18 protein-coding genes are annotated in these 19836 nt (G+C 65.8%); 8 read left to right on the plus strand and 10 right to left on the minus strand.

The window, feature by feature from the left end:
- Positions 1 to 7: 7 nt before the first annotated feature.
- From PCA10_RS15755 to PCA10_RS15765, 3 genes are all read right to left on the minus strand, one after another.
- Positions 8 to 1471 carry an aldehyde dehydrogenase family protein gene (locus tag PCA10_RS15755; RefSeq protein WP_016493059.1) on the minus strand — a complete coding sequence of 488 codons (1464 nt, stop codon included), beginning with the start codon at positions 1469 to 1471 and terminating at the stop codon, positions 8 to 10.
- A gap of 145 nt (positions 1472 to 1616) precedes the next feature.
- A complete protein-coding gene (locus PCA10_RS15760; RefSeq protein WP_016493060.1) occupies positions 1617 to 2636 on the minus strand; it encodes a hypothetical protein in 1020 nt (339 codons plus the stop codon).
- 39 nt (positions 2637 to 2675) lie between these two features.
- Positions 2676 to 3170: a cupin domain-containing protein gene (locus PCA10_RS15765; RefSeq protein WP_016493061.1), complete on the minus strand. Its 495-nt coding sequence runs from the start codon at positions 3168 to 3170 to the stop codon at positions 2676 to 2678.
- A gap of 430 nt (positions 3171 to 3600) precedes the next feature.
- Between PCA10_RS15765 and PCA10_RS15770 the strand changes: the two genes are divergently transcribed.
- Complete coding sequence (locus PCA10_RS15770; protein ID WP_016493062.1) at positions 3601 to 4113, plus strand: hypothetical protein; 513 nt, start codon at positions 3601 to 3603, stop codon at positions 4111 to 4113.
- Between the two features lie 239 nt (positions 4114 to 4352).
- On the opposite strand, the gene PCA10_RS15775 is transcribed toward PCA10_RS15770, so the two are convergent.
- Together PCA10_RS15775 and PCA10_RS15780 are read right to left on the minus strand one after the other, a co-directional pair.
- Positions 4353 to 4643 carry a hypothetical protein gene (locus PCA10_RS15775; RefSeq protein ID WP_016493063.1) on the minus strand — a complete coding sequence of 97 codons (291 nt, stop codon included), beginning with the start codon at positions 4641 to 4643 and terminating at the stop codon, positions 4353 to 4355.
- 84 nt (positions 4644 to 4727) lie between these two features.
- Positions 4728 to 5051: a hypothetical protein gene (locus PCA10_RS15780; RefSeq protein ID WP_016493064.1), complete on the minus strand. Its 324-nt coding sequence runs from the start codon at positions 5049 to 5051 to the stop codon at positions 4728 to 4730.
- Between the two features lie 189 nt (positions 5052 to 5240).
- Here PCA10_RS15780 and PCA10_RS15785 point away from each other — a divergent pair, with 189 nt between their 5' ends.
- The gene (locus PCA10_RS15785) at positions 5241 to 5471 is read left to right on the plus strand and encodes a DUF2789 domain-containing protein (protein WP_016493065.1); all 231 of its coding nucleotides are present in this window, start codon (positions 5241 to 5243) and stop codon (positions 5469 to 5471) included.
- Positions 5472 to 5516: 45 nt separating this feature from the next.
- Here PCA10_RS15785 and PCA10_RS15790 read toward each other — a convergent pair whose 3' ends face one another.
- The gene (locus tag PCA10_RS15790) at positions 5517 to 6260 is read right to left on the minus strand and encodes an SDR family oxidoreductase (protein WP_016493066.1); all 744 of its coding nucleotides are present in this window, start codon (positions 6258 to 6260) and stop codon (positions 5517 to 5519) included.
- A gap of 126 nt (positions 6261 to 6386) precedes the next feature.
- Here PCA10_RS15790 and PCA10_RS15795 point away from each other — a divergent pair, with 126 nt between their 5' ends.
- Together PCA10_RS15795 and ptrC are read left to right on the plus strand one after the other, a co-directional pair.
- Complete coding sequence (locus PCA10_RS15795; RefSeq protein WP_016493067.1) at positions 6387 to 7298, plus strand: LysR family transcriptional regulator; 912 nt, start codon at positions 6387 to 6389, stop codon at positions 7296 to 7298.
- Between the two features lie 127 nt (positions 7299 to 7425).
- A complete protein-coding gene (gene ptrC, locus PCA10_RS15800; RefSeq protein ID WP_016493068.1) occupies positions 7426 to 7617 on the plus strand; it encodes a type III secretion system co-regulatory protein PtrC in 192 nt (63 codons plus the stop codon).
- Between the two features lie 36 nt (positions 7618 to 7653).
- Here the strand turns inward: ptrC and PCA10_RS15805 are convergent, their stop codons facing one another.
- The 4 genes from PCA10_RS15805 to PCA10_RS15820 form a co-directional block, all read right to left on the minus strand.
- Complete coding sequence (locus PCA10_RS15805) at positions 7654 to 9897, minus strand: xanthine dehydrogenase family protein molybdopterin-binding subunit (RefSeq protein ID WP_016493069.1); 2244 nt, start codon at positions 9895 to 9897, stop codon at positions 7654 to 7656.
- 11 nt (positions 9898 to 9908) lie between these two features.
- Positions 9909 to 10367, minus strand: a complete 459-nt coding sequence (locus PCA10_RS15810) for a (2Fe-2S)-binding protein (RefSeq protein ID WP_016493070.1) — start codon at positions 10365 to 10367, stop codon at positions 9909 to 9911.
- A gap of 109 nt (positions 10368 to 10476) precedes the next feature.
- The gene (locus PCA10_RS15815) at positions 10477 to 11406 is read right to left on the minus strand and encodes an AraC family transcriptional regulator (RefSeq protein WP_016493071.1); all 930 of its coding nucleotides are present in this window, start codon (positions 11404 to 11406) and stop codon (positions 10477 to 10479) included.
- Between the two features lie 197 nt (positions 11407 to 11603).
- Positions 11604 to 12626: a zinc-dependent alcohol dehydrogenase family protein gene (locus tag PCA10_RS15820; RefSeq protein ID WP_016493072.1), complete on the minus strand. Its 1023-nt coding sequence runs from the start codon at positions 12624 to 12626 to the stop codon at positions 11604 to 11606.
- Between the two features lie 161 nt (positions 12627 to 12787).
- Between PCA10_RS15820 and PCA10_RS15825 the strand changes: the two genes are divergently transcribed.
- The 4 genes from PCA10_RS15825 to PCA10_RS15840 all read left to right on the plus strand — a co-directional run bounded on the left by PCA10_RS15825 (position 12788) and on the right by PCA10_RS15840 (position 19717).
- Positions 12788 to 13705 (plus strand): LysR substrate-binding domain-containing protein, encoded by a 918-nt coding sequence (locus PCA10_RS15825; protein WP_041770305.1) that lies wholly within the window; start codon positions 12788 to 12790, stop codon positions 13703 to 13705.
- Between the two features lie 179 nt (positions 13706 to 13884).
- A complete protein-coding gene (gene mexE / locus PCA10_RS15830; protein ID WP_016493074.1) occupies positions 13885 to 15126 on the plus strand; it encodes a multidrug efflux RND transporter periplasmic adaptor subunit MexE in 1242 nt (413 codons plus the stop codon).
- Between the two features lie 11 nt (positions 15127 to 15137).
- A complete protein-coding gene (locus PCA10_RS15835) occupies positions 15138 to 18326 on the plus strand; it encodes an efflux RND transporter permease subunit (RefSeq protein WP_016493075.1) in 3189 nt (1062 codons plus the stop codon).
- Positions 18323 to 19717 carry an efflux transporter outer membrane subunit gene (locus tag PCA10_RS15840; protein ID WP_016493076.1) on the plus strand — a complete coding sequence of 465 codons (1395 nt, stop codon included), beginning with the start codon at positions 18323 to 18325 and terminating at the stop codon, positions 19715 to 19717. Before PCA10_RS15835 ends, PCA10_RS15840 begins: the two co-directional genes overlap by 4 nt.
- The last annotated feature ends 119 nt before the right edge of the window (positions 19718 to 19836 follow it).

Consider the following 19836-nt stretch of genomic DNA (forward strand, 5'->3'; position numbering starts at 1 on the left):
GTCGTCCTCAGCGTTTGAAGTGGGGCGCGATCTTCGCGTCCACGTTGACCCACACCGAGCGGGCCTCGGTGTAGTCGTGGATGGCCTCGAAGCCCATCTCGCGGCCGTAGCCGGACTGGCCGACGCCGCCGAAGGGGCTGCCGGGGCTCACGCGCTTGTAGCAGTTGATCCAGCACATGCCGGCATGGATGTTCGCCGCCATGCGGTGGGCGCGCTGCAGGTCGCGGGTCCAGAGGCCGCTGCCGAGGCCGTACTGGGTGCCATTGGCGATCGCCAGGGCCTCTTCGTCGGTGGAGAAGCGCAGCACGGTCACGAAGGGGCCGAACACCTCCTCCTGGGCCACCCGGTGGTCCGGTTGGGCTTCGACCACCGTCGGTTCGACGTAGTAGCCGTGGGCGAGGGCCGGGTCGCTGGGGACCTTGCCGCCGCTGAGGACGCGGCCACCCTGGGCGCGGGCGATGTCCACGTAGGCCAGCACGCGGTCGCGGTGCTGGGCGGAGGTCAGCGGGCCCATTTCGGTGTCCGCATCCAGGGGGCTGCCCAGGCGGATGGAACGGGCCAGGCCGATGAAGCGTTCGAGGAACTCGTCGGCGATGCGCTCGTGGAGGATCAACCGCGAGCCGGCGATGCAGGCCTGGCCCTGGTTATGGAAGATCGCCCAGGCGGCACCGTTCACGGCGGCCTCCAGGTTGGCGTCCTCGAAGACGATGTTGGCGCCCTTCCCGCCCAGCTCCAGCTGCACCCGCTTCAGGTTGCCCTGGGACGCTTCGACGATGCGACGGCCGGTGGCAGTGGAACCGGTGAAGCAGATCTTGCCCACGTCCTCGTGCTCGGCCAGGCGCTGGCCGGCGCTGTGGCCATAGCCCGGCACCACGTTGACCACGCCATCGGGGAAGCCGACTTCCTTCATCAGTTCGGCGATACGCAGGGTGGACAGCGGCGTGATCTCCGACGGCTTGATCACCACCGTGTTGCCGGCGGCCAGCGCCGGACCCATCTTCCAGCTGGTGAACATCAGCGGGAAGTTCCACGGCACGATCTGCCCGACCACGCCGATGGGCTTGCGCTGTACGTAGTTGAGGAAACCGGTTTCCACCGGGATCACCGCGCCTTCGATCTTGTCCGCCATGCCGCCGAAGTAGCGGAAGCAGGCGGCGGTGCGCGGCACGTCGAGGCTACGGGAATCGCGCAGCGGATGGCCGGTGTCCAGGGACTCCAGCTGGGCCAGCTCTTCCTGGTGCTCTTCGATCTTGTCCGCGAGCTTGAGCAGCAGGCGGCCGCGCTCGGCGCCGGACAGCGCCGCCCAGGCCGGGAAGGCACGCTTGGCGGCGGCCACCGCCAGGTCGACGTCCTCGGCTTCGGCGGCGGCGATATGGGTGATCAGCGAGCCGTCGTGGGGCGACAGGACTTCGATGGTGCCGCCCTTCACGGCCGGAACGAAGCGGCCGTCGATGAAGAGTTGGTTCTGCATGGAAAAAGCTCTCCGGGCGCCGCCGGCAATGCGCGACGCCTGTGTATGACATGAAGTGCCCCCTCTGCGCGCTGGCGGGGAGAGGGAGTGGGATCAGGCTACCCTCACCCCGGCCCTCTCCCGGAGGGAGAGGGGGCGCTGGACATCAGAACTCCACCGGGTACGGCGGCAGTTCGCCGCTTTCGTAGCGCTGCGGCAGGTTCGGCGTGGCGTTCTCCCACACCAGCAGCATGGAGCGCTTGGTGGAATAGCCCTGGTGGCGGATGTCGGCGGGCATGGCGCAGATATCGCCCGGGCGCATGGTGATGCGGGCACGCGGGGCGCCGTCGTCCTTGTCGGCGACATCCCAGATGATTTCGTCGGAGAGCTGCAGGAACCACTCCACGCGGTCGTTGCCGTGGAACACGGGGAGGATGAACTCCTCGGTGGTCGGGCAGAACAGGCTGGCCTTGCACACCGAGCTGACCGAGGGGTTCCAGGTCACGTCCGAGCGGGACAGGTACTTGTAGAGGTTGAAGGCATGCAGCTGGCCCTCGAAGCCTTCGGCGGCGTGGATCTCCGGCTCGTCCTGGGGCACATCGAGGAACTGGCGATTCACCGGCAGGTCGTTGCGCAGCGGCGAGTCGTCCGGCAGGCCGGGCATGCGCCGGGTGGCCACGCGGAAGCGTTCGATGGCCTCGACGTTGTCGCCGTTCTTGCGGCCGAAGGCGCTGCCGGTTTCCTCAGGTGCGGCGAAGGGGTCGAAGCCGGCGTTGGTCCAGTCGTGCAGGATGGCCTTGAAGGTGGCCATGATCTTCGGCGTCTCGAACTGCTCGGTGTAGTCCACCCCGGCGGCCTTGAGCACGCCGTTGAAGGTGCCGGCGTAGAGGTCGACCTTGCCGTAGTGGTTGCGGGTGCCGATGACTTCGTCGAAGTTCACCCAGCCATAGAAGAAGCCCCAGGCCACGTCACGCATGGTGGCGCGCAGGAAGGCGTCGGCGGGGATCAGGTGGGAGCGCTCCTGGCCCTTGGCCGGCCACTGGATGCGCACGAAGTATTCGTCGCGGGACAGGGTGAAGGCGCCGAGCTTGAAGGCGCGGTAGCCGGTGACGGCGTCGGGCAGGCTGGCCTCGACCTCATCGGCGGCGAAGCTGGCGGAGGTATCGAGGGTTTCGAGCATGGCCATGGTGGATGTCCTCTTGTTCTGGTTGTGGGTCGGGGGCGGTCACTTCAGGCAGATGTCTGCCCACTTCTCCACCGACAGCGGTCCCTTGATGGTCTGCAGCAGCAGGACGCCAGGGCGTGCGCTTTCGAAGCGGTAGGCGCAGCCGGCCGGCAACAGGGCCTGGTGACCGCGCTTGAGCAGCACGTAGCCCATCGGCCGGCCCTTGGGCTGCTCGCCCGCCAGGCGGGTGCCTTCACCGTCGACCAGGGGTTCGTCGAGCTTGAGGAAATCCACCCGCACTTCGCTGTCCACGGAAATGGCGAATTCGTCGTGGGCGGCGGTGTACCAGGGCGAGGTGCCCTCGGCGCGCAGGGTTTCGATCACGTAGCCGAGGTTCAGGCCGACCACCACCTTCTCATAGGGGGCGGAGCGGCTGGCGACGTCGAAGATGTTGGAGAACGCGTAATGGCGGGCTTGGCCCTGGATGATCTCGATCGACCCCATGCGATGGTCGTCGAGCGAGCCGAAGACGGTACGGAACGCGGCAGTGCTCATCTCATTCACCGTTTGTTGTTGTAGTGGTGAGTGAACCTTACGAGGGGCACCTGCAAGCAACAATTCCAGGCCGGGCGACAACAGTGTTTGCAAAACACGAACAGTGCCAGGACCGCTCTATTCCGGCACTTACAGCTGACTTCAGAGATGCACCTGCCAGGCAAGACCTATGTCGCTGGCCGTGATGGAGAAAGTCTATCGCGCAGATTGATCGACTGTATCGATTATACCAATCCAAGGAAAAGGCTATTCCACTTGAGGTAATGACGCCTCTAAAAATCACCTAACGTATTGTTTTATATAGACATGCAACAACTATCATTAACGTCGATGGCAACCATCATCGAGCATCACTTCTTCATCGAAATCACATCAGTAACATGGGCCCCGTAGACGAATTCCAACCCTCTCTTCACCAAGGTGCCCAAAAATGAAAAAGCAAATCCTCGCCAGCCTGTTCATCGCCAGCCTGTCCGCCACTGCTTTTGCTCTGCCCCAAGGCACCGTTGCTGAAGGTGGTTCCGACCGCACCAGCATCCACCGCGTCGCCGAAGGCGGTGCCGATCGCACCGGTGCCAACCGCATCGCTGAAAATGGCGCCGAGCGCTCCCAATCGCTGCGTGTCGCTGAAGGCGGTTCCGATCGCACCAAGGCTTTCGACGTAGCCGAAGGTGGTTCTGACCGCACCAAGGCCTTCGACGTAGCCGAAGGCGGCTCTGACCGCACCAAGGCCTTCGATGTAGCCGAAGGTGGTTCCGACCGCACCAAAGGCTTCGATGTAGCTGAAGGCGGTTCCGACCGCACCAAGGCCTTCGATGTCGCCGAAGGCGGTTCCGACCGCACCAAGGCTTTCGACGTAGCCGAAGGCGGTTCCGACCGCACCAAAGGCTTCGACGTCGCCGAAGGCGGTGCCGACCGCACTGGTGCCAACCGCATCAGCTGATTCGTCGGACCACAGAGGCAGCAATCACGATGTTTGCAATTCCTCGAAAGGCAGAAGGCGCCACTTGTGGCGCCTTCTTTCATTTGCGGGGTTCCCTGCAAGCCGGATCAATGTAGGAGCGATTTCAATCGCGAAAGCCGGTCGTAGACCTGCCAGCCTACGATAGCGAACTGACCCGGCAGCGGAATCGCGCCTGGGAGATAACGGGCCTCAGGCCCTTATCGCGAATGAACCCGCTCCTACTTCACCAGGCTCAGGCGCTTGTCGGTGAACACGCAGATCACCCCGGCCTCGTTGTACATGATCTGGTGATTGAAGTCGCAGTAGGCCGCCGCCACGCTCAGCGGCAGTGTCTGGCTGACCGCCTTGCCCGCCTTGAACCAGGACATCTGGCCCGGCTTGCACAGCTTCGCCTCGGCATCGGTGCTGTAGGTGCAGAGCACCGACTGGTCGATGGATTCCTCTTTCATGCAACCAGCCAGCGGCAGGGCCAGGAGGCCGAAGAGCGCGAGTTTTTTCAAAGGGGTCATGGATAGCTCCGTATTGGCACGATCCGCCAGATGTGCGGACCTGAGCCTTTGATTCATGGCCTCGTGCCAGGTTCCACGGCAGGGTCAGTTATAGCCGGTATAGAGCAGCATTCCCCAGGACATGAGGAAGATCGCCGCCAGGCCGACCAGGTAATAGCCGCCCGCCAACAGAAGCCTGACAACCAGCGGACGCGGCGAATCATGGATCAGGGGAAGCGCCGAGATGGCCGGGATCAGGAACATGCCGAAGGTGCTCAGGCTGGAATTGAACAACCAGTTGATCTGGAAGAACTCGTGGAGCAGTTGGGCAAGGAAGATGAACAGTACCGGCGACCAGACCGGGGCAACCAACAGGGTGGCCTCAACCGGGTCCCACATGGAATGCTTCTGCTCGCTTCGGATGCTCATTTCGCCCCCCGTGCAGGTGGCCCGCGGCTCGCCGGCCGCTCACTTTCAGTGAGGCTAGCCAAGTCGGCCGGTGGCGCAAGCCCGCGCCACGAGTAGCCGATATGCTGCCTTCCCAGGGCCCCAGCCGGCGCAGGGTCTATAGTCGATGGAGGTCTTTTCCCTCATCGAAGATCCCAGCGGAGGCCCACCATGGACACCAGCCGTCACTCGCTCAGCGCCCTTTTCGACCAGCTTGGCCTGCCTTCCGACAGGGCCGGGATAGACAGCTTCGTCACTGGCCACAAGCTGGCTGTGGGCCAATCCCTGGCCGACGCGCCCTTCTGGAACCGCGCCCAGGCCACCTTCCTGCGCGACGCCCTGCTGGAAGACTCCGACTGGGCAGAAGAAGCCGACGAACTGGCGGTGCTCCTGAGTCGCTAAACGCAAAAAGGCGGCCACTTGGGCCGCCTTTTCGGGTCACGGGGATCAGAAGTCCTGAAGCGTGGGACGCAACACCACCTCGCTGATGTCTACGTCGGCCGGCTGCTCGATGGCGTAGGCGATGGCCCGCGCCACGGATTCCGCCGGTATGGCCATCTTGTAGAACTCACCCAGGGCCTGGGTGCTTTCCTGGTGGGAGCTGCCGTGCTTGAGTTCCGAATCCACGGCGCCAGGGGAGATCACCGTGGTGCGGATCGAGCCGCCGACTTCATGGCGCAGACCTTCACTGATGGCGCGCACCGCGAACTTGGTGGCGCTGTAGACGGTGCCGCCCGGGCTGAACACCTTGATCCCGGCTACCGAAGCGACGTTGATGAAATGCCCGCCGCCCTGCTTGCGGAACAACGGCAGCGCCGCCGCGACTCCATGGAGTACGCCCATGACGTTGATGTCGAACATGCGCGACCATTCGTCCACCTTGACCTCATCCATGGGCGCGATGGCCATCAGCCCGGCATTGTTCACCAGGACGTCGACACGACCGAAGCGTTGTACCGCGCCGTCGATCAGCGCGGCCACTTGCTCGGCGGAGGTGACGTCAGTGGCGATCGCCAGGGCTTCGCCGCCGGCGGATTCGATTTCATCGACCAGGCTCCGCAGACGCTCGACCCGGCGCGCACCGAGCACGACCTTGGCGCCCTGGGATGCCAGATGGCGGGCGGTGGCTTCGCCCAGACCGCTGCTGGCACCGGTGATGACAACGACTTTGGTGGAAATGTTGTTGCTCATGATGGCACTCCCGAGAAGCCCGGACTCAGTACGATTCCGGTAACTGGGCGCCAGTATCGGCAAGACATTAAAGCCATAGAATGGAATAGTTAGGATTTAGAAATTCCACTAAATGGAACTAAAGCCATGTTCAATCGCATCGAACTGCTGCGAATCCTGTGCGTTGCCGCCGAGACCACGAGCTTCCGAGAAGCCGCCACGCGCCTGGGCGCCTCGCCGCAAACGGTGACGCGCGCCATCAAGGACCTGGAGGATCAGTTCGGCGAGCCGCTGTTCCATCGCAGCACCCGCCATGTGCAGATCACCGCCTTCGGCGAACGCCTCGTCAGCCAGGCCCGCGAAGCCCTGGCGGGGCTGGATCAACTGTTCCACGACCATGGCAGCAAGCGAGAGGAAGAACTGGCCGGGCGCATCGGCATCACCGCGGCGCGATCGATAGGACGGCGCTACCTGCTTCCCGTGCTGGCGAAAATCGCCCAGGAACACCCGCGCATCCATTTCGACATGCGCCTGTCCGACCACCTCACCGACTCGGTGGAACAGCAGATCGATCTCGGCGTGCGCATCGGCTTCATCCGCGACCGACGCTACATCGCCCGTGCGGTGGCACAGATTCCGCTGCTGGTGGTGGGCACCCCGGAGCTGCTGCAACGCCATGGCACGCCACCAACGGTGGAGGCGTTGCACCAGGTCCCGACCACCGCCCTGATCGACAACAACACCGGCCGCGTCTGGCCCTGGATGTTCAGCGACGGAGTGCAGATCCAGCCGGCGAACGCGGCCTTCTGCACCGACGACCAGGAGAACGAATTGGCGGCTGTACTGGCGGGGCTCGGCTTCGGTCAGCTGCCTAGCTACCTGACCGACCCCCATGTGCGCGCGGGTCGCCTGGTGCCCGTATTGCAGGACCAGGCGCCACCGCCCTGGGAAATGTTCATCTACCGTCCCCAGCAAGGTCCGGTATCGCCCCGGGTACGATTGGTCCACGACCTGCTGGTGCAGCATCTGTCCGACCCGTCTTTCGTGCCCCAGGCCTGACGCGCGTTCGGCGAGAAGGCATCGATGGGAATGATGTTCACCATCACGTCCTTTCAATTCCGCGCGGGACTGCCCGGCTGCACTATCGCTCCATCGGCCCTGCGGCCAACGGAGCGAGATCAACGCCATGTCTGCCGACCCTCGTATCAGCGACAACCTCTATCAGGTCACGCACGTGACCCTGGACGAACTCCGCCTGCACTTCGAAACCGAGGTGGTGGTCAGCCTGGAAGACGGCAGCCTGGCCGTGCGCAAGACCCCTACTCCGGCGGCCGAGCGCAAGGCCCTGCGTGAGCTGATCCGCGCCGAGGCAGCCTGACTACCCCGACAGACGCGCCCCATCAGCACCAGCCCATCAGGCCGGCTGCACCTGCCGGGGTAGCGGCAGCTTGTAGAGGCGCTGCCCCACCGCCGCATGCAGCGCGTTGGCCACCGCCGGCGCAATCGGCGGCACACCCGGCTCGCCAACACCGGTAGGCGCCTGCGCCGACGGCACTATGTGCACCTCCACCACCGGCATCTCGTTCATCCGCAGCACCTGGAAGTCGTGGAAATTGGACTGCTCAACCACGCCGTCCTTCAGGGTAATGGCGCCGTGCAGTGCCGCCGCCAGGCCATAGCCGATCCCGCCTTCCATCTGCGCCCGGATCACATCCGGATTGACCGCCAGTCCACAGTCCACCGCACAGACCACGCGATCCACCTTGTAGCTTCCATCGGCCTTCACCGTGACCTCCGCCACCTGGGCGACGAAGGACCCGAAGGATTCGTGCACGGCGATGCCCCGCCCGCGCTTCTCACCCTCGGCGCCGGCCTTCAGCGGTTCGCTCCAGCCAGCCTTCTGCGCTACCAGCTCCAGTGCGCCCAGATGACGTGGCTTGGCCGCGAGCAGGGCGCGGCGGTACTCGTACGGGTCCTTGCCGGCGGTACTGGCCGCCTGGTCGACCAGGGTTTCCACCGCGTAGGCGGTATGGGTGTGTCCGACCGAGCGCCACCACTGCACAGGTACGCCTATGTCGTCCGGCGTATGCAACTCCACCTGCAGGTTGGGCACCTGGTAGGACAGGTTGGAAACGCCCTCCACCGACGTGTGGTCGACGCCTTCCTTCACCATCGCCGCCTCGAACGCGGTGCCCTTGAGAATGGACTGCCCCACCACCCGTTGGTGCCAGCCCTGCAACCGCCCCTCGGCATCCAGTGCCAGGCGCGCGCGGTGCAGGTAGGCCGGGCGGAAGAAGCCGGCATGAGTATCGTCCTCGCGGGTCCAGACCAGCTTCACCGGCACATCCTGCCCCTTGGCGCGGGCCGCCTTGGCGATCGCCACGGCTTCCAGCAGGTAATCCGACTGCGGGTTGGCCCGACGGCCGAAACTGCCGCCCGCGTAGAGCTGGGTCAGGCTGACCCGCTCCACCGGGATGCCCAGGTACTTGGCGATGGCCATCTGGTCGACGGTCTGGAACTGCTCGCCATTCCATACCTCGCACTGGCCGGCGGACAGCTTCACCAGGCAGTTCATCGGCTCCATGGCGGCGTGGGCCAGGTAGGGGAACTCGTAATCCGCCTCGATCAGCTTCGCCGGCTGGGCCATGGCCTGGGCGATATCGCCTTGCGTGGCAGCGATCCGACCTTGTTTGCCAGCCGCCTCGCGGTAGCGGGCGAAAATCTCGTCGCTCCCGAGCTTGAAGGCCCGGCTCTCGTCCCACTCCACCACCAGGGCATCACGACCCTGGCGTGCCGCCCAGGTGTTCTTCGCCAGCACCGCGACGCCGGATCGGCCATGGGGCGTGTCCTTGAACTCCACCACCTCCACCACCCCGGGCACGGCCTTGGCCTTGCTCGCGTCCACGGTCTTCGGCACGCCGCCGAAACGCGGCGGATAGGCCACCACCGCCACCAGCATGCCGGGCAGCTTGAAATCCTGGGTGAAGGTGGCGCTGCCATCGGTCTTGTCGGCGCTGTCCTTGCGCGAGAGGCGCTCCTTGCCAATCAGGGTGAACTCGGCGGGCGACTTCAGCTTCACCTCGGCCGGCAGCGGCTGGCGCGCCGCGGCGTCGGCCAGCTCGCCGAACCCGGCGCTGCGTCCGGAGCCGGCATGGCTGACCACGCCCTTGCTGACATTGATCTCCGCAGCAGGCACCTTCCACTGCTCGGCGGCGGCCGCCACCAGCATCGCCCGGGCGCCAGCCCCGGCCTTGCGCATCTGTTCAAAGGAGTTGGCGATGGCCGAGCTGCCGCCGGTGCCCTGCATGGGGCCGAAGGCCAGGTTGTTGTAGAGCGCGGCGTCGGCCGGCGCGCCCTCGACCCGTACCTGGCTCCAGTCGGCGTCCAGCTCCTCGGCCAGCAGGGTGGCGAGGCCGGTGTAGCTGCCCTGCCCCATCTCCACATGCTTGGCCAAAACGGTCACGCTGCCATCTTCGGCAATGCGCACGAAGGCGTTGGGCATGAAGGGGCCGACTGGCGCGGCCAGGGCTTCGCCACCGCGCAGCAGCGGTGCGAAGGCGATGCCCAGCGCGAGGCCGCCGCTGCCCTTGAGGAAGCCGCGCCGGCTGACATTGAGGAGGCCACTGGAAGCCCGTGTTTCTTTCTCGAAAATGCCCATGTCGATGCTCCTCAGGCCAGGTTGCCGGCGGCTTCGTGAATGGCCGCGCGAATCCGCACGTAGGTAGCGCAGCGGCAGATGTTGCCGCTCATGGCGGCGTCGATGTCGGCGTCGCTCGGCTTGCGGTTGGCTTGCAGCAGCGCGGTGGCGGACATCATCTGGCCGGACTGGCAGTAGCCGCACTGCACCACATCGAGCTTGCGCCAGGCGCGCTGCACGGCCTTGCCCACCGGGTCGTCGGCCACGGCCTCGACCGTGGTGACCTTCTTGCCCACCACCGTTGAAACCGGGGTGACGCAGGAGCGGGTTGCCTGGCCGTCGATGTGCACGGTGCAGGCGCCGCAGAGCGCCATGCCGCAGCCGTATTTGGTGCCAGTGAGGTTGGCGACGTCGCGCAGGGCCCACAGCAGGGGCATGTCCGCAGGCACGTCGAGTTCAACGTCCTTGCCGTTCAGGTTCAGGGTAATCATCAGGCACACCACCTCTATCTGGATGGTTCAAGGGAAACCGACCGGGCACACCGGGCCGGCACTCAGGTAAGCAGTAAGCGTGGTTCAGGCCGCCCCGGGTGGGGCCGACTCACGCCGACTGGCGCAAGCGCGCGATGTCGCGCAGTGGCGGCGCGCCGAACAAGCGGCTGTATTCGCGGGAAAACTGCGATGGACTCTCGTAGCCCACCCGGCCGCCGGCGCTGGCGGCGTCCATGGCCTCCACCAGCATCAGCCGGCGGGCTTCCTGCAGGCGCAGCTGCTTCTGGAACTGCAGCGGGCTCATGGCCGTCATGGCCTTGAAGTGGTGGTGCAGGGCCGAGGTGCTCATGTTCACCTCATTGGCCAGCCGCTCGATCTGCAACGGCTGGTGGAAGTTCTGCCGCAGCCAGTTCACCGCCCGGCCGATGCGATGGCCCTGGGTGCCGCTGCTGGCGATCTGCCGCAGCTGGGCGCACTGCTCGCCGCGCAACAGGCGGTAGAGGATCTCACGGCGCACCAGGGGCGCCAGGGCGGGGATGTCCTCGGGGCTGTCCAGCAGTCGCAGCATGCGCAGCACGGCGTCCTGCAGCGGCTCACCCACCCCGCTCACCGAGAGGCAGCGCGGGCACGACTGGGGTGTGGCCGCGGGAATCGGCAGGTCCATCAGCAGGGCGCTGATTTCCTTGGGGTCGATGTCCAGGCGCAGGCCGAGGTAGGGCACCTCGGGGCTGGCCTCGATGACCTGGCCGATCACCGGCAAGTCCACCGACACCACGATGAACTCGGAGGGGCCGTAATAGTAGGTGTCCTCGCCCAGCAGGACCTTCTTGCGGCCCTGCACCACCAGGCCGATGGCCGGCTCGTAGAGACAATGCACGGGTTCGGTGGGCTGGCTGGTGCGGTACAGGCTGAGGCCGGGGATGGCGCTGGTCAGCAGGCCATCCTCGCGGGTGAATCGTTCAATGAGGTGCACCAGCTCCTGCTGCTGGCGCGCGGCGACAGCGGATTCCTGCGTGGCAAGGAAGGCCTGTGCATTCATGGTTCTGACCCTTCATGGAGATGGGTCAACTCTACCCATGGGTTGCCCACTCGTCTCGTGCCAGGAAGCGGTTAAGGAGAATCAGGCAATAATCCAGCAGGATCCGGCTATCGACCCGACCGCCTCGCGCGGCACACTGCCCAACATTCGAAAACAAGACAAAAACGGGGCGGACCCTAGGGTCCACCCCGCCTGCCTCAGTCGGCGACCTTCATCACCACCCTGCCACCGGCCGGGCAGGTTTCCATGTGACGGTTGGCCTCGACGAAATCCTCGAACGCGAAGACGCGATCGACCGGAGGCTTCAGCAGATGATCACGGGTCATCTGGTTGATATGGTCCAGCGCCCGCTTGACCGAAGCCTCATTGGTCTCGATGCCCAGCTCCGGAGAACCGGTGAAGTCGAGTACGCAATGGCGATAGAACTGCAGATGCTTCTTGAACGCGGCGCAGGCCGGGAACGCGGTGTCGTTGCCACCGTTGCAGCCGTAGACCACCAACTTGCCGCGCTGGGCGGCGACGTCGCCCAGCAGCTTCATCTGCTGGCCGGCGCACTGGTCCAGCACCACTTCCACACCCTTGCCCTGGGTGAAGCGCTCGACCTCCAGGACCAGGTCCTGCTCTTCGGTGACGATGATCTTGTCGGCACCCAGCGATTTGATGAAAGCACGACTTTCCGGGTAGCTGGTGGACGCGATGACCGTGGCGCCCAGCGCCTTGGCCAGTTGCACCGTCTGCGGCGCCAGGCAATGCCCGGCCTCGGTGACCAGCACATGCTGGCCCTGCTTCAGGCCACCCAGGTCGACCAGGGCGAAATAGGCCATCAGCAGCGGCGTGTAATGGATGCTGGCTTCCTCCGGCGTCAGGGCGTCGGGATAGGCGACCAGGCCGTTGCGCGGCATCAGCACCAGGTCGCCCCAGGCCGGATGATGGCTCGGGCTGCTGGCCGGGAAGCTGGCAACGGGGGTGCCAGGGGTCAGGTCGTCAACGCCTGCGCCCACGGCTTCCACGATGCCGGCCATCTCGGAGCCGAGCCCGGAAGGTAGTTGGGTAGCCTGCTCGGCAGCCAGGTTCTGCCGCCAGAGCACGTCCCTCCAGCCCACACCCAGTGCCTGGGTGCGCACCAGGACTTCGCCCGGGCCCGGAACGGGGGTTGGCAACTCTTCCAGTTTCAGGACCTCAGGGCCGCCGAACTGGTGAAAACGGATCATGCGGGACATCACATACCTCGCCTGTGGATCTTCATAGCCACGGACTCTATCCGGGCTTTATCTACAAAACCACCCGTGGCTATTGATAGTTGTCATAAACGGCGATGATGTGAGCCTTGACGACCAGTCGCGGGAATTGCACCTTTCACACATTAATTACGGATGATTCCATGAACCGGAACGACCTGCGAAGGGTTGACCTCAACCTTCTAATCGTTTTTGAGACGCTCATGCACGAGCGCAGCGTAACGCGCGCGGCAGAGAAGCTGTTCCTTGGGCAGCCGGCCATCAGCGCGGCGCTGGCACGCCTGCGCACCCTGTTCGACGACCCACTGTTCGTCCGTACCGGCCGCAGCATGGAGCCGTCCGCCAGGGCGATGGAAATCTTCGCCCTGCTCTCCCCGGCCCTGGACTCCATTTCCACCGCCGTCAGCCGCGCCGCCGATTTCGATCCGGCCACCAGCAACGCGGTGTTCCGCGTCGGCTTCTCGGACGACGTCGAATTCGCCCTGCTGCCCGCCCTGCTCCGCCGCCTGCGGGCCGAAGCGCCCGGCGTGGTGCTGGTGGTGCGCCGCACCAACTATCTATTGATGCCCAACCTGCTGGCCTCCGGCGAGATTTCCGTGGGCGTGGCCTACACCGAGGAACTGCCGGCCAACGCCAAGCGCAAGACCCTGCGCCGCTCCAGGCCCAGGCTGCTGCGTGCCGACACGGTGCCCGGCGCCCTGAGCCTGGACGACTACTGCGACCGCCCACACGCCCTGGTGTCCTTCGCCGGTGACCTGGGCGGCTTCGTCGACGAGGAACTGGCCAAGCTCGGTCGCAAGCGCCGGGTGGTGCTTGCCGTGCCCCAGTTCAACGGCCTCGGCACCCTGCTCTCGGGCACCGACCTGGTCGCCATGGTGCCGGACTACACCGCCGCCGCCCTGACCGCCGCCGGCGGCCTGCGCTCTGAGGACCCGCCCCTGCCGACCCAGCCCTTCGAGCTGTCCATGGCCTGGCGCGGCGCCCAGGACAACGACCCCGCCGAGCGCTGGCTGCGCTCGCGCATCCAGATGTATTGCGGCGACCCGGACAGCCTGGAATAGCCATTGCCTGCTCCATGCTCTTCGCAGGAGCGAACTCATTCGCTCCTGCGAACCCTGCCCGAAATCCACCCGGATCAATCACTTCCAGTGATAGTCACCTTCAGGGTGTTCGATTCGTCTGGTCCAGCCTCCGCACGCAGACTCCGCCCATTCATAAATCCAATTGGCGGAGCTGTCCCATGGAAGCAACTCATAAGAATCTCTGGCGTTACCCCCTGACCCTCGCGGCGGCGGTGGTGCTGGTAGCTTGCGGCAAGGCACCGGATGCCGGTTCCACCCACGCGGCCCCCAAGGTCAGCGTCGCCGAAGTCATCGAACAACCCCTCAACGAGTGGGACGAGTTCACCGGCCGCCTGGAAGCGCCGGAGTCCGTCGAAATCCGCCCGCGCGTCTCCGGCTACATCGACCAGGTGGCCTTCGTCGAAGGCAGCCTCGTGAAGAAAGGCGACCTGCTGTTCCAGATCGACCCGCGCCCCTTCGTGGCCGAAGTCAAACGCCTGGAAGCCCAGGTGCAACAGGCCCGCGCCAACCAGACCCGCACCGTCAACGAAGCCCGCCGTGGCGAGCGCCTGCGCCAGAGCAACGCCATCTCCGCCGAGCTGGCCGACGCCCGCACCAGCGCCGCCGCCGAGGCCCAGGCCGCGGTCGCCGCCAGCCAGGCCGAACTGGACAACGCCAAGCTCAACCTCAGCTTCACCCGTGTCACCGCGCCCATCGACGGCCGCGTCAGCCGTGCCGAGATCACCGAAGGCAACCTGGTCAACGCCGGTCAGTCGCTGCTGACCTCGGTGGTGTCCACCGACAAGGTCTACGCCTACTTCGACGCTGACGAGCGCGCCTTCCTCAAGTACGTCGAACTGGCCCGCAAGGCCGGCTCCGACACCCGAGCCGCCAGCCCGGTCTACATGGGCCTGTCCAGCGAGACCGGCAACCCGCACCTGGGCCAGCTGGACTTCCTCGACAACCAGGTCAACCCGCGCACCGGCACCATCCGTGGTCGCGCCGTGTTCGACAACAAGGACGGCCGCTTCACCCCCGGCCTCTATGCCCGCATCAAGCTGGTGGGCAGCGCCACCTACGCAGCCGCTCTGATCAAGGACGACGCCATCGGCACCGACCTCGGCAAGAAGTTCGTCCTGGTCCTGGGTGCGGACAACACCGTGGCCTACCGCAGCATCGAGCTCGGACCCAAGCTGGAAGGCCTGCGCATCATCCGCAACGGCCTCTCCAAGGGCGAGAAGATCGTGGTCAACGGCCTGCAGCGCGCCATGCCCGGCGCCCCGGTCGACCCGCAAGCGGTCCCCATGGCCGACGAGGCAACCCTCGCCCAGCTCGCCCGCCTGCGCCAATCCGTAGAAGGCCGCGACGCCCCGCGCGTAGCCGAGCGGAACGAAAAAACGTCCGTCGGCCCGCGCGGCTGAGGTAGCACGCCATGAACTTCTCGCAATTCTTCATCCTGCGGCCGATCTTCGCCGCCGTGCTGTCGCTGCTGATCCTGATCGGCGGTGCCATCTCGCTGTTCCAGCTGCCCATCAGCGAATACCCGGAAGTGGTACCGCCCACCGTGGTCGTACGCGCCAACTTCCCCGGCGCCAACCCCAAGGTGATCGGTGAAACCGTCGCCTCGCCGCTGGAACAGGCCATCGTCGGCGTGGAAGGCATGCTCTACATGTCCTCCCAGGCCACCAACGACGGCCGGCTGACCCTGACCATCACCTTCGCCCTGGGCACTGACCTCGACAACGCCCAGGTGCAGGTGCAGAACCGCGTGACCCGCACCGAGCCCAAGCTGCCGGAAGAGGTGACCCGGATCGGCATCACCGTGGACAAGGCCTCCCCCGACCTGACCATGGTGGTCCACCTGACCTCGCCGGATAACCGCTACGACATGCTCTACCTGTCCAACTACGCCGCGCTCAACGTCAAGGACGAGCTGGCGCGCCTGGACGGCGTGGGCGATGTGCAGCTGTTCGGCATGGGCGACTACTCCCTGCGGGTCTGGCTCGATCCGAACAAGGTGGCCTCGCGCAACCTCACCGCCACCGACGTGGTCAACGCCATCCGCGAGCAGAACCGCCAGGTGGCGGCCGGTGCCCTCGGCGCCCCGCCGTCGAACGCCGGCAACAGCTTCCAGCTCTCGATCAACACCCAGGGTCGCCTGGTCACCGAAGAAGAGTTCGAGAACATCGTCATCCGTGCCGGCGAAGACGGCGAGATCACCCGCCTGAAGGACATCGCACGGGTCGAGCTGGGTTCCAGCCAGTACGCCCTGCGCTCGCTGCTGAACAACCAGCCGGCGGTAGCCATCCCGGTGTTCCAGCGCCCCGGTTCCAATGCCATCGAGATCTCCGACGCCGTGCGTGAGCGCATGGCCGAGCTGAAGCAGGGCTTCCCCCAGGGCATGGACTACGAAATCGTCTATGACCCGACCATCTTCGTGCGCGGCTCCATCGAGGCGGTGGTCCATACCCTGCTCGAAGCCATAGTGCTGGTGGTGCTGGTGGTGATCCTGTTCCTGCAGACCTGGCGCGCCTCGATCATCCCGCTGGCCGCCGTGCCGGTGTCGCTGATCGGCACCTTCGCGGTCATGCACATGCTCGGTTTCTCGTTGAACGCCCTGTCGCTGTTCGGCCTGGTGCTGGCCATCGGCATCGTGGTGGACGACGCGATCGTGGTGGTGGAGAACGTCGAGCGCAACATCGGCCTCGGCAAGTCGCCCATCGACGCCACCCGCCAGGCCATGAAGGAAGTGACCGGCCCGATCGTCGCCACCGCCCTGGTGCTGTGCGCCGTGTTCGTGCCCACCGCGTTCATCTCCGGTCTCACCGGGCAGTTCTACCAGCAGTTCGCGCTGACCATCGCCATCTCCACGGTGATCTCGGCCTTCAACTCCCTGACCCTGTCGCCGGCCCTGGCCGCCGTGCTGCTGAAGGACCACCACGCACCCAAGGACCGCTTCTCCCGCGTGCTCGACAAGCTGTTCGGCGGCTGGCTGTTCGGCCCCTTCAACCGCATGTTCGAACGCGCCGGCAAAGGCTACGTCGGTGCCGTGCGCCGCGTGCTGCGCGGCAGTTCGGTGGCCCTGCTGGTCTACGTCGGCCTGCTGGTCCTCGGCTACCTGGGCTTCTCCAGCACGCCCACCGGTTTCGTGCCGCAACAGGACAAGCAATACCTGGTGGCCTTCGCGCAACTGCCCGACGCCGCCACCCTGGACCGCACGGAAGCGGTGATCAAGCGCATGTCCGAGATCGCCTCCAAGCATCCGGGCGTCGAGAACACCGTGGCCTTCCCGGGCCTGTCCATCAACGGTTTCACCAACAGCCCGAACAGCGGCATCGTCTTCACCCCGCTCAAGCCCTTCGATGAGCGCAAGGACCCGTCGATGTCCGCCAACGCCATCGCCGCCGAGCTGAACGCGCAGTTCGCGGACATCCAGGACGCCTACATCGCGATCTTCCCGCCGCCCCCGGTACAGGGTCTCGGCACCATCGGCGGCTTCCGCCTGCAGGTCGAGGACCGTGGCAACCTGGGCTACGAGGAGCTCTACAAGCAGACCCAGAACATCATCGCCAAGGCGCGCCAGCTGCCGGAGCTGAACCCGATGTCGGTGTTCACCAGCTACCAGGTCAACGTGCCCCAGGTGGATGCCGCCATCGACCGCGAGAAGGCCAAGACCCACGGCGTGGCCATCAGTGACATCTTCGACACCATGCAGGTGTACCTGGGTTCGCTGTATGCCAACGACTTCAACCGCTTCGGCCGCACCTACCAGGTCAACGTCCAGGCTGACCAGCAGTTCCGCCTGGAGCCCGAGCAGATCGGCCAGCTGAAGGTCCGCAACAACCGTGGCGAGATGATCCCGCTGTCCACCTTCGTCAAGGTGGAGAACAGCGCAGGTCCCGACCGCGTGATGCACTACAACGGCTTCATCACCGCCGAGATCAACGGCGCTGCAGCTCCCGGCTACAGCTCCGGCCAGGCCGAGGCGGCGATCTCCAAGCTGCTGGACGAGGAACTGCCCAACGGCATGACCTACGAATGGACGGACCTGACCTTCCAGCAGATCCTCGCCGGCAATACCGCAGTGTTCATCTTCCCGCTCTGCGTGCTCCTGGCCTTCCTGGTACTGGCCGCCCAGTACGAGAGCTGGAGCCTGCCGCTGGCGGTGATCCTGATCGTGCCGACCGTGCTGTTCTCCGCCATCACCGGGGTGATCCTGGCCGGCGGCGACAACAACATCTTCACCCAGATCGGCTTGATCGTGCTGGTGGGCCTGGCGTGCAAGAACGCCATCCTCATCGTCGAGTTCGCCAAGGAGAAACAGGAAGAAGGCCTGGACCGCGTCGCCGCCGTACTGGAAGCCTGCCGCCTGCGTCTGCGCCCGATCCTGATGACCTCCATCGCCTTCATCATGGGCGTGGTGCCCCTGGTGCTGTCCTCCGGCGCCGGCGCGGAAATGCGCCACGCCATGGGTGTCGCGGTGTTCAGCGGGATGATCGGTGTGACCTTCTTCGGCCTGCTGCTGACCCCGTTGTTCTATGTCCTGATCCGCGGTTTCGTCGAGAAGCGCGAAGCACGCAAGGCCGCTCGCGCCCAGCAACTGAAGGAAGTTCACGCATGATGCACAAGGCTTTCGCCCCCGCCCTGCTGGCCCTGGCCCTCTCCGCCTGCGCCGTGGGCCCGGACTACAAGGCCCCCGAGAGCGAGCCCGCGCGGCTCGCCTCGGCGGACGCCGCCCAGGTAGACCGCGCCCGCTTCGAGAGCCTCTGGTGGCAGCAGTTCGATGACCCGACCCTGAACCAGCTGGTGCAGCAGTCCCTCCAGGAAAACCGCGAGCTGCGCATCGCTTTCGCCCGCCTCAAGGCGGCCCGTGCCATCCGCGACGACGTGGGCAACGACCAGTTGCCGGTGGTCACCGCCGGCGCCAGCGCCGAAATCGGCAAGGGCCAGCAGCCGGGCGTCACCGAGGACCGCGTGAATGCCGAGCGCTACGACCTGGGCCTGAACATGGCCTGGGAACTGGACCTGTTCGGCCGCATCCAGCGCCAGATCGAGTCCAGCGAGGCCCAGGCCGACGCCGCCCAAGCCGACCTGCAACAGCTTCAGGTCAGCCTGATCGCCGAGCTGGTGGACGCCTATGGCAACCTGCGCGGCGCCCAGCTGCGCGAGCGCATCGCCCGCGACAACCTGAAGAACCAGCAGGAGTCCCGCGGCCTTACCGAACAACTGCGTGAAGCCGGAGTCGGCAGTGAACTGGACGTGCTGCGCGCCGACGGCCGCCTGGCCGCCACCGAGGCCAGCCTGCCGCAACTGCAGGCCGAGGAAGCGCGAGCACGCAACCGTATCGCCACCCTCCTCGGCCAACGCCCGGAACAGCTGTCCGTGGACCTGTCCCCCCGGCCGCTGCCGGTAATCGCCAAGGCATTGCCCATCGGCGACCCCGCCGACCTGTTGCGCCGGCGTCCGGATGTGCACTCCGCCGAGCGCCAGCTGGCCGCCGCCACCGCCGACGTGGGCGTCGCCACCGCCGACCTGTTCCCCCGAGTCAGCCTCTCTGGCTTCCTCGGCTTCACCGCCGGGCGCGGGTCGCAGATCGGTTCCAGCGAAGCGCGGGCCTGGGGCGTGGCACCGGTCATTTCCTGGGCGGCCTTCGACCTGGGCAGCGTTCGCGCGCAGATTCGCGCCTCGGAAGCCGACGCCGAGGGCGCCCTGGCCAACTACGAACAGCAGGTGCTACTGGCCCTGGAGGAATCGGAAAACGCCTTCAGCGACTACGGCAAGCGCCAGCAGCGCCTCGTCTCGCTGGTGCGCCAATCGGAAGCCACCCGCGCCGCCGCTGAACAGGCCGCCGTGCGCTACCGCGAGGGCACCGTGGACTTCCTCGTGCTGCTGGACGCTGAACGCGAACGCCTGGCCGCCGAAGACTCCCAGGCCCAGGCCGAAGTCGAGGTCTATCGCGGCATCGTGGCCATTTACAAGGCACTGGGTGGCGGTTGGCAGCCCCAGGCCTGATCGGCTCCTCCCTGACCCGGCCTCCCCCCGGCCGGCACGAGCCCCTCGCCGCGGGGTCTTTTATTCAGGCCCGCTGGTTGCCACGGCAGCCAACGGACCACGTCAAGGATGGCCGTACC

Source organism: Pseudomonas resinovorans NBRC 106553, assembly GCF_000412695.1.
GTDB classification, from domain to species: Bacteria; Pseudomonadota; Gammaproteobacteria; order Pseudomonadales; family Pseudomonadaceae; genus Metapseudomonas; species Metapseudomonas resinovorans_A.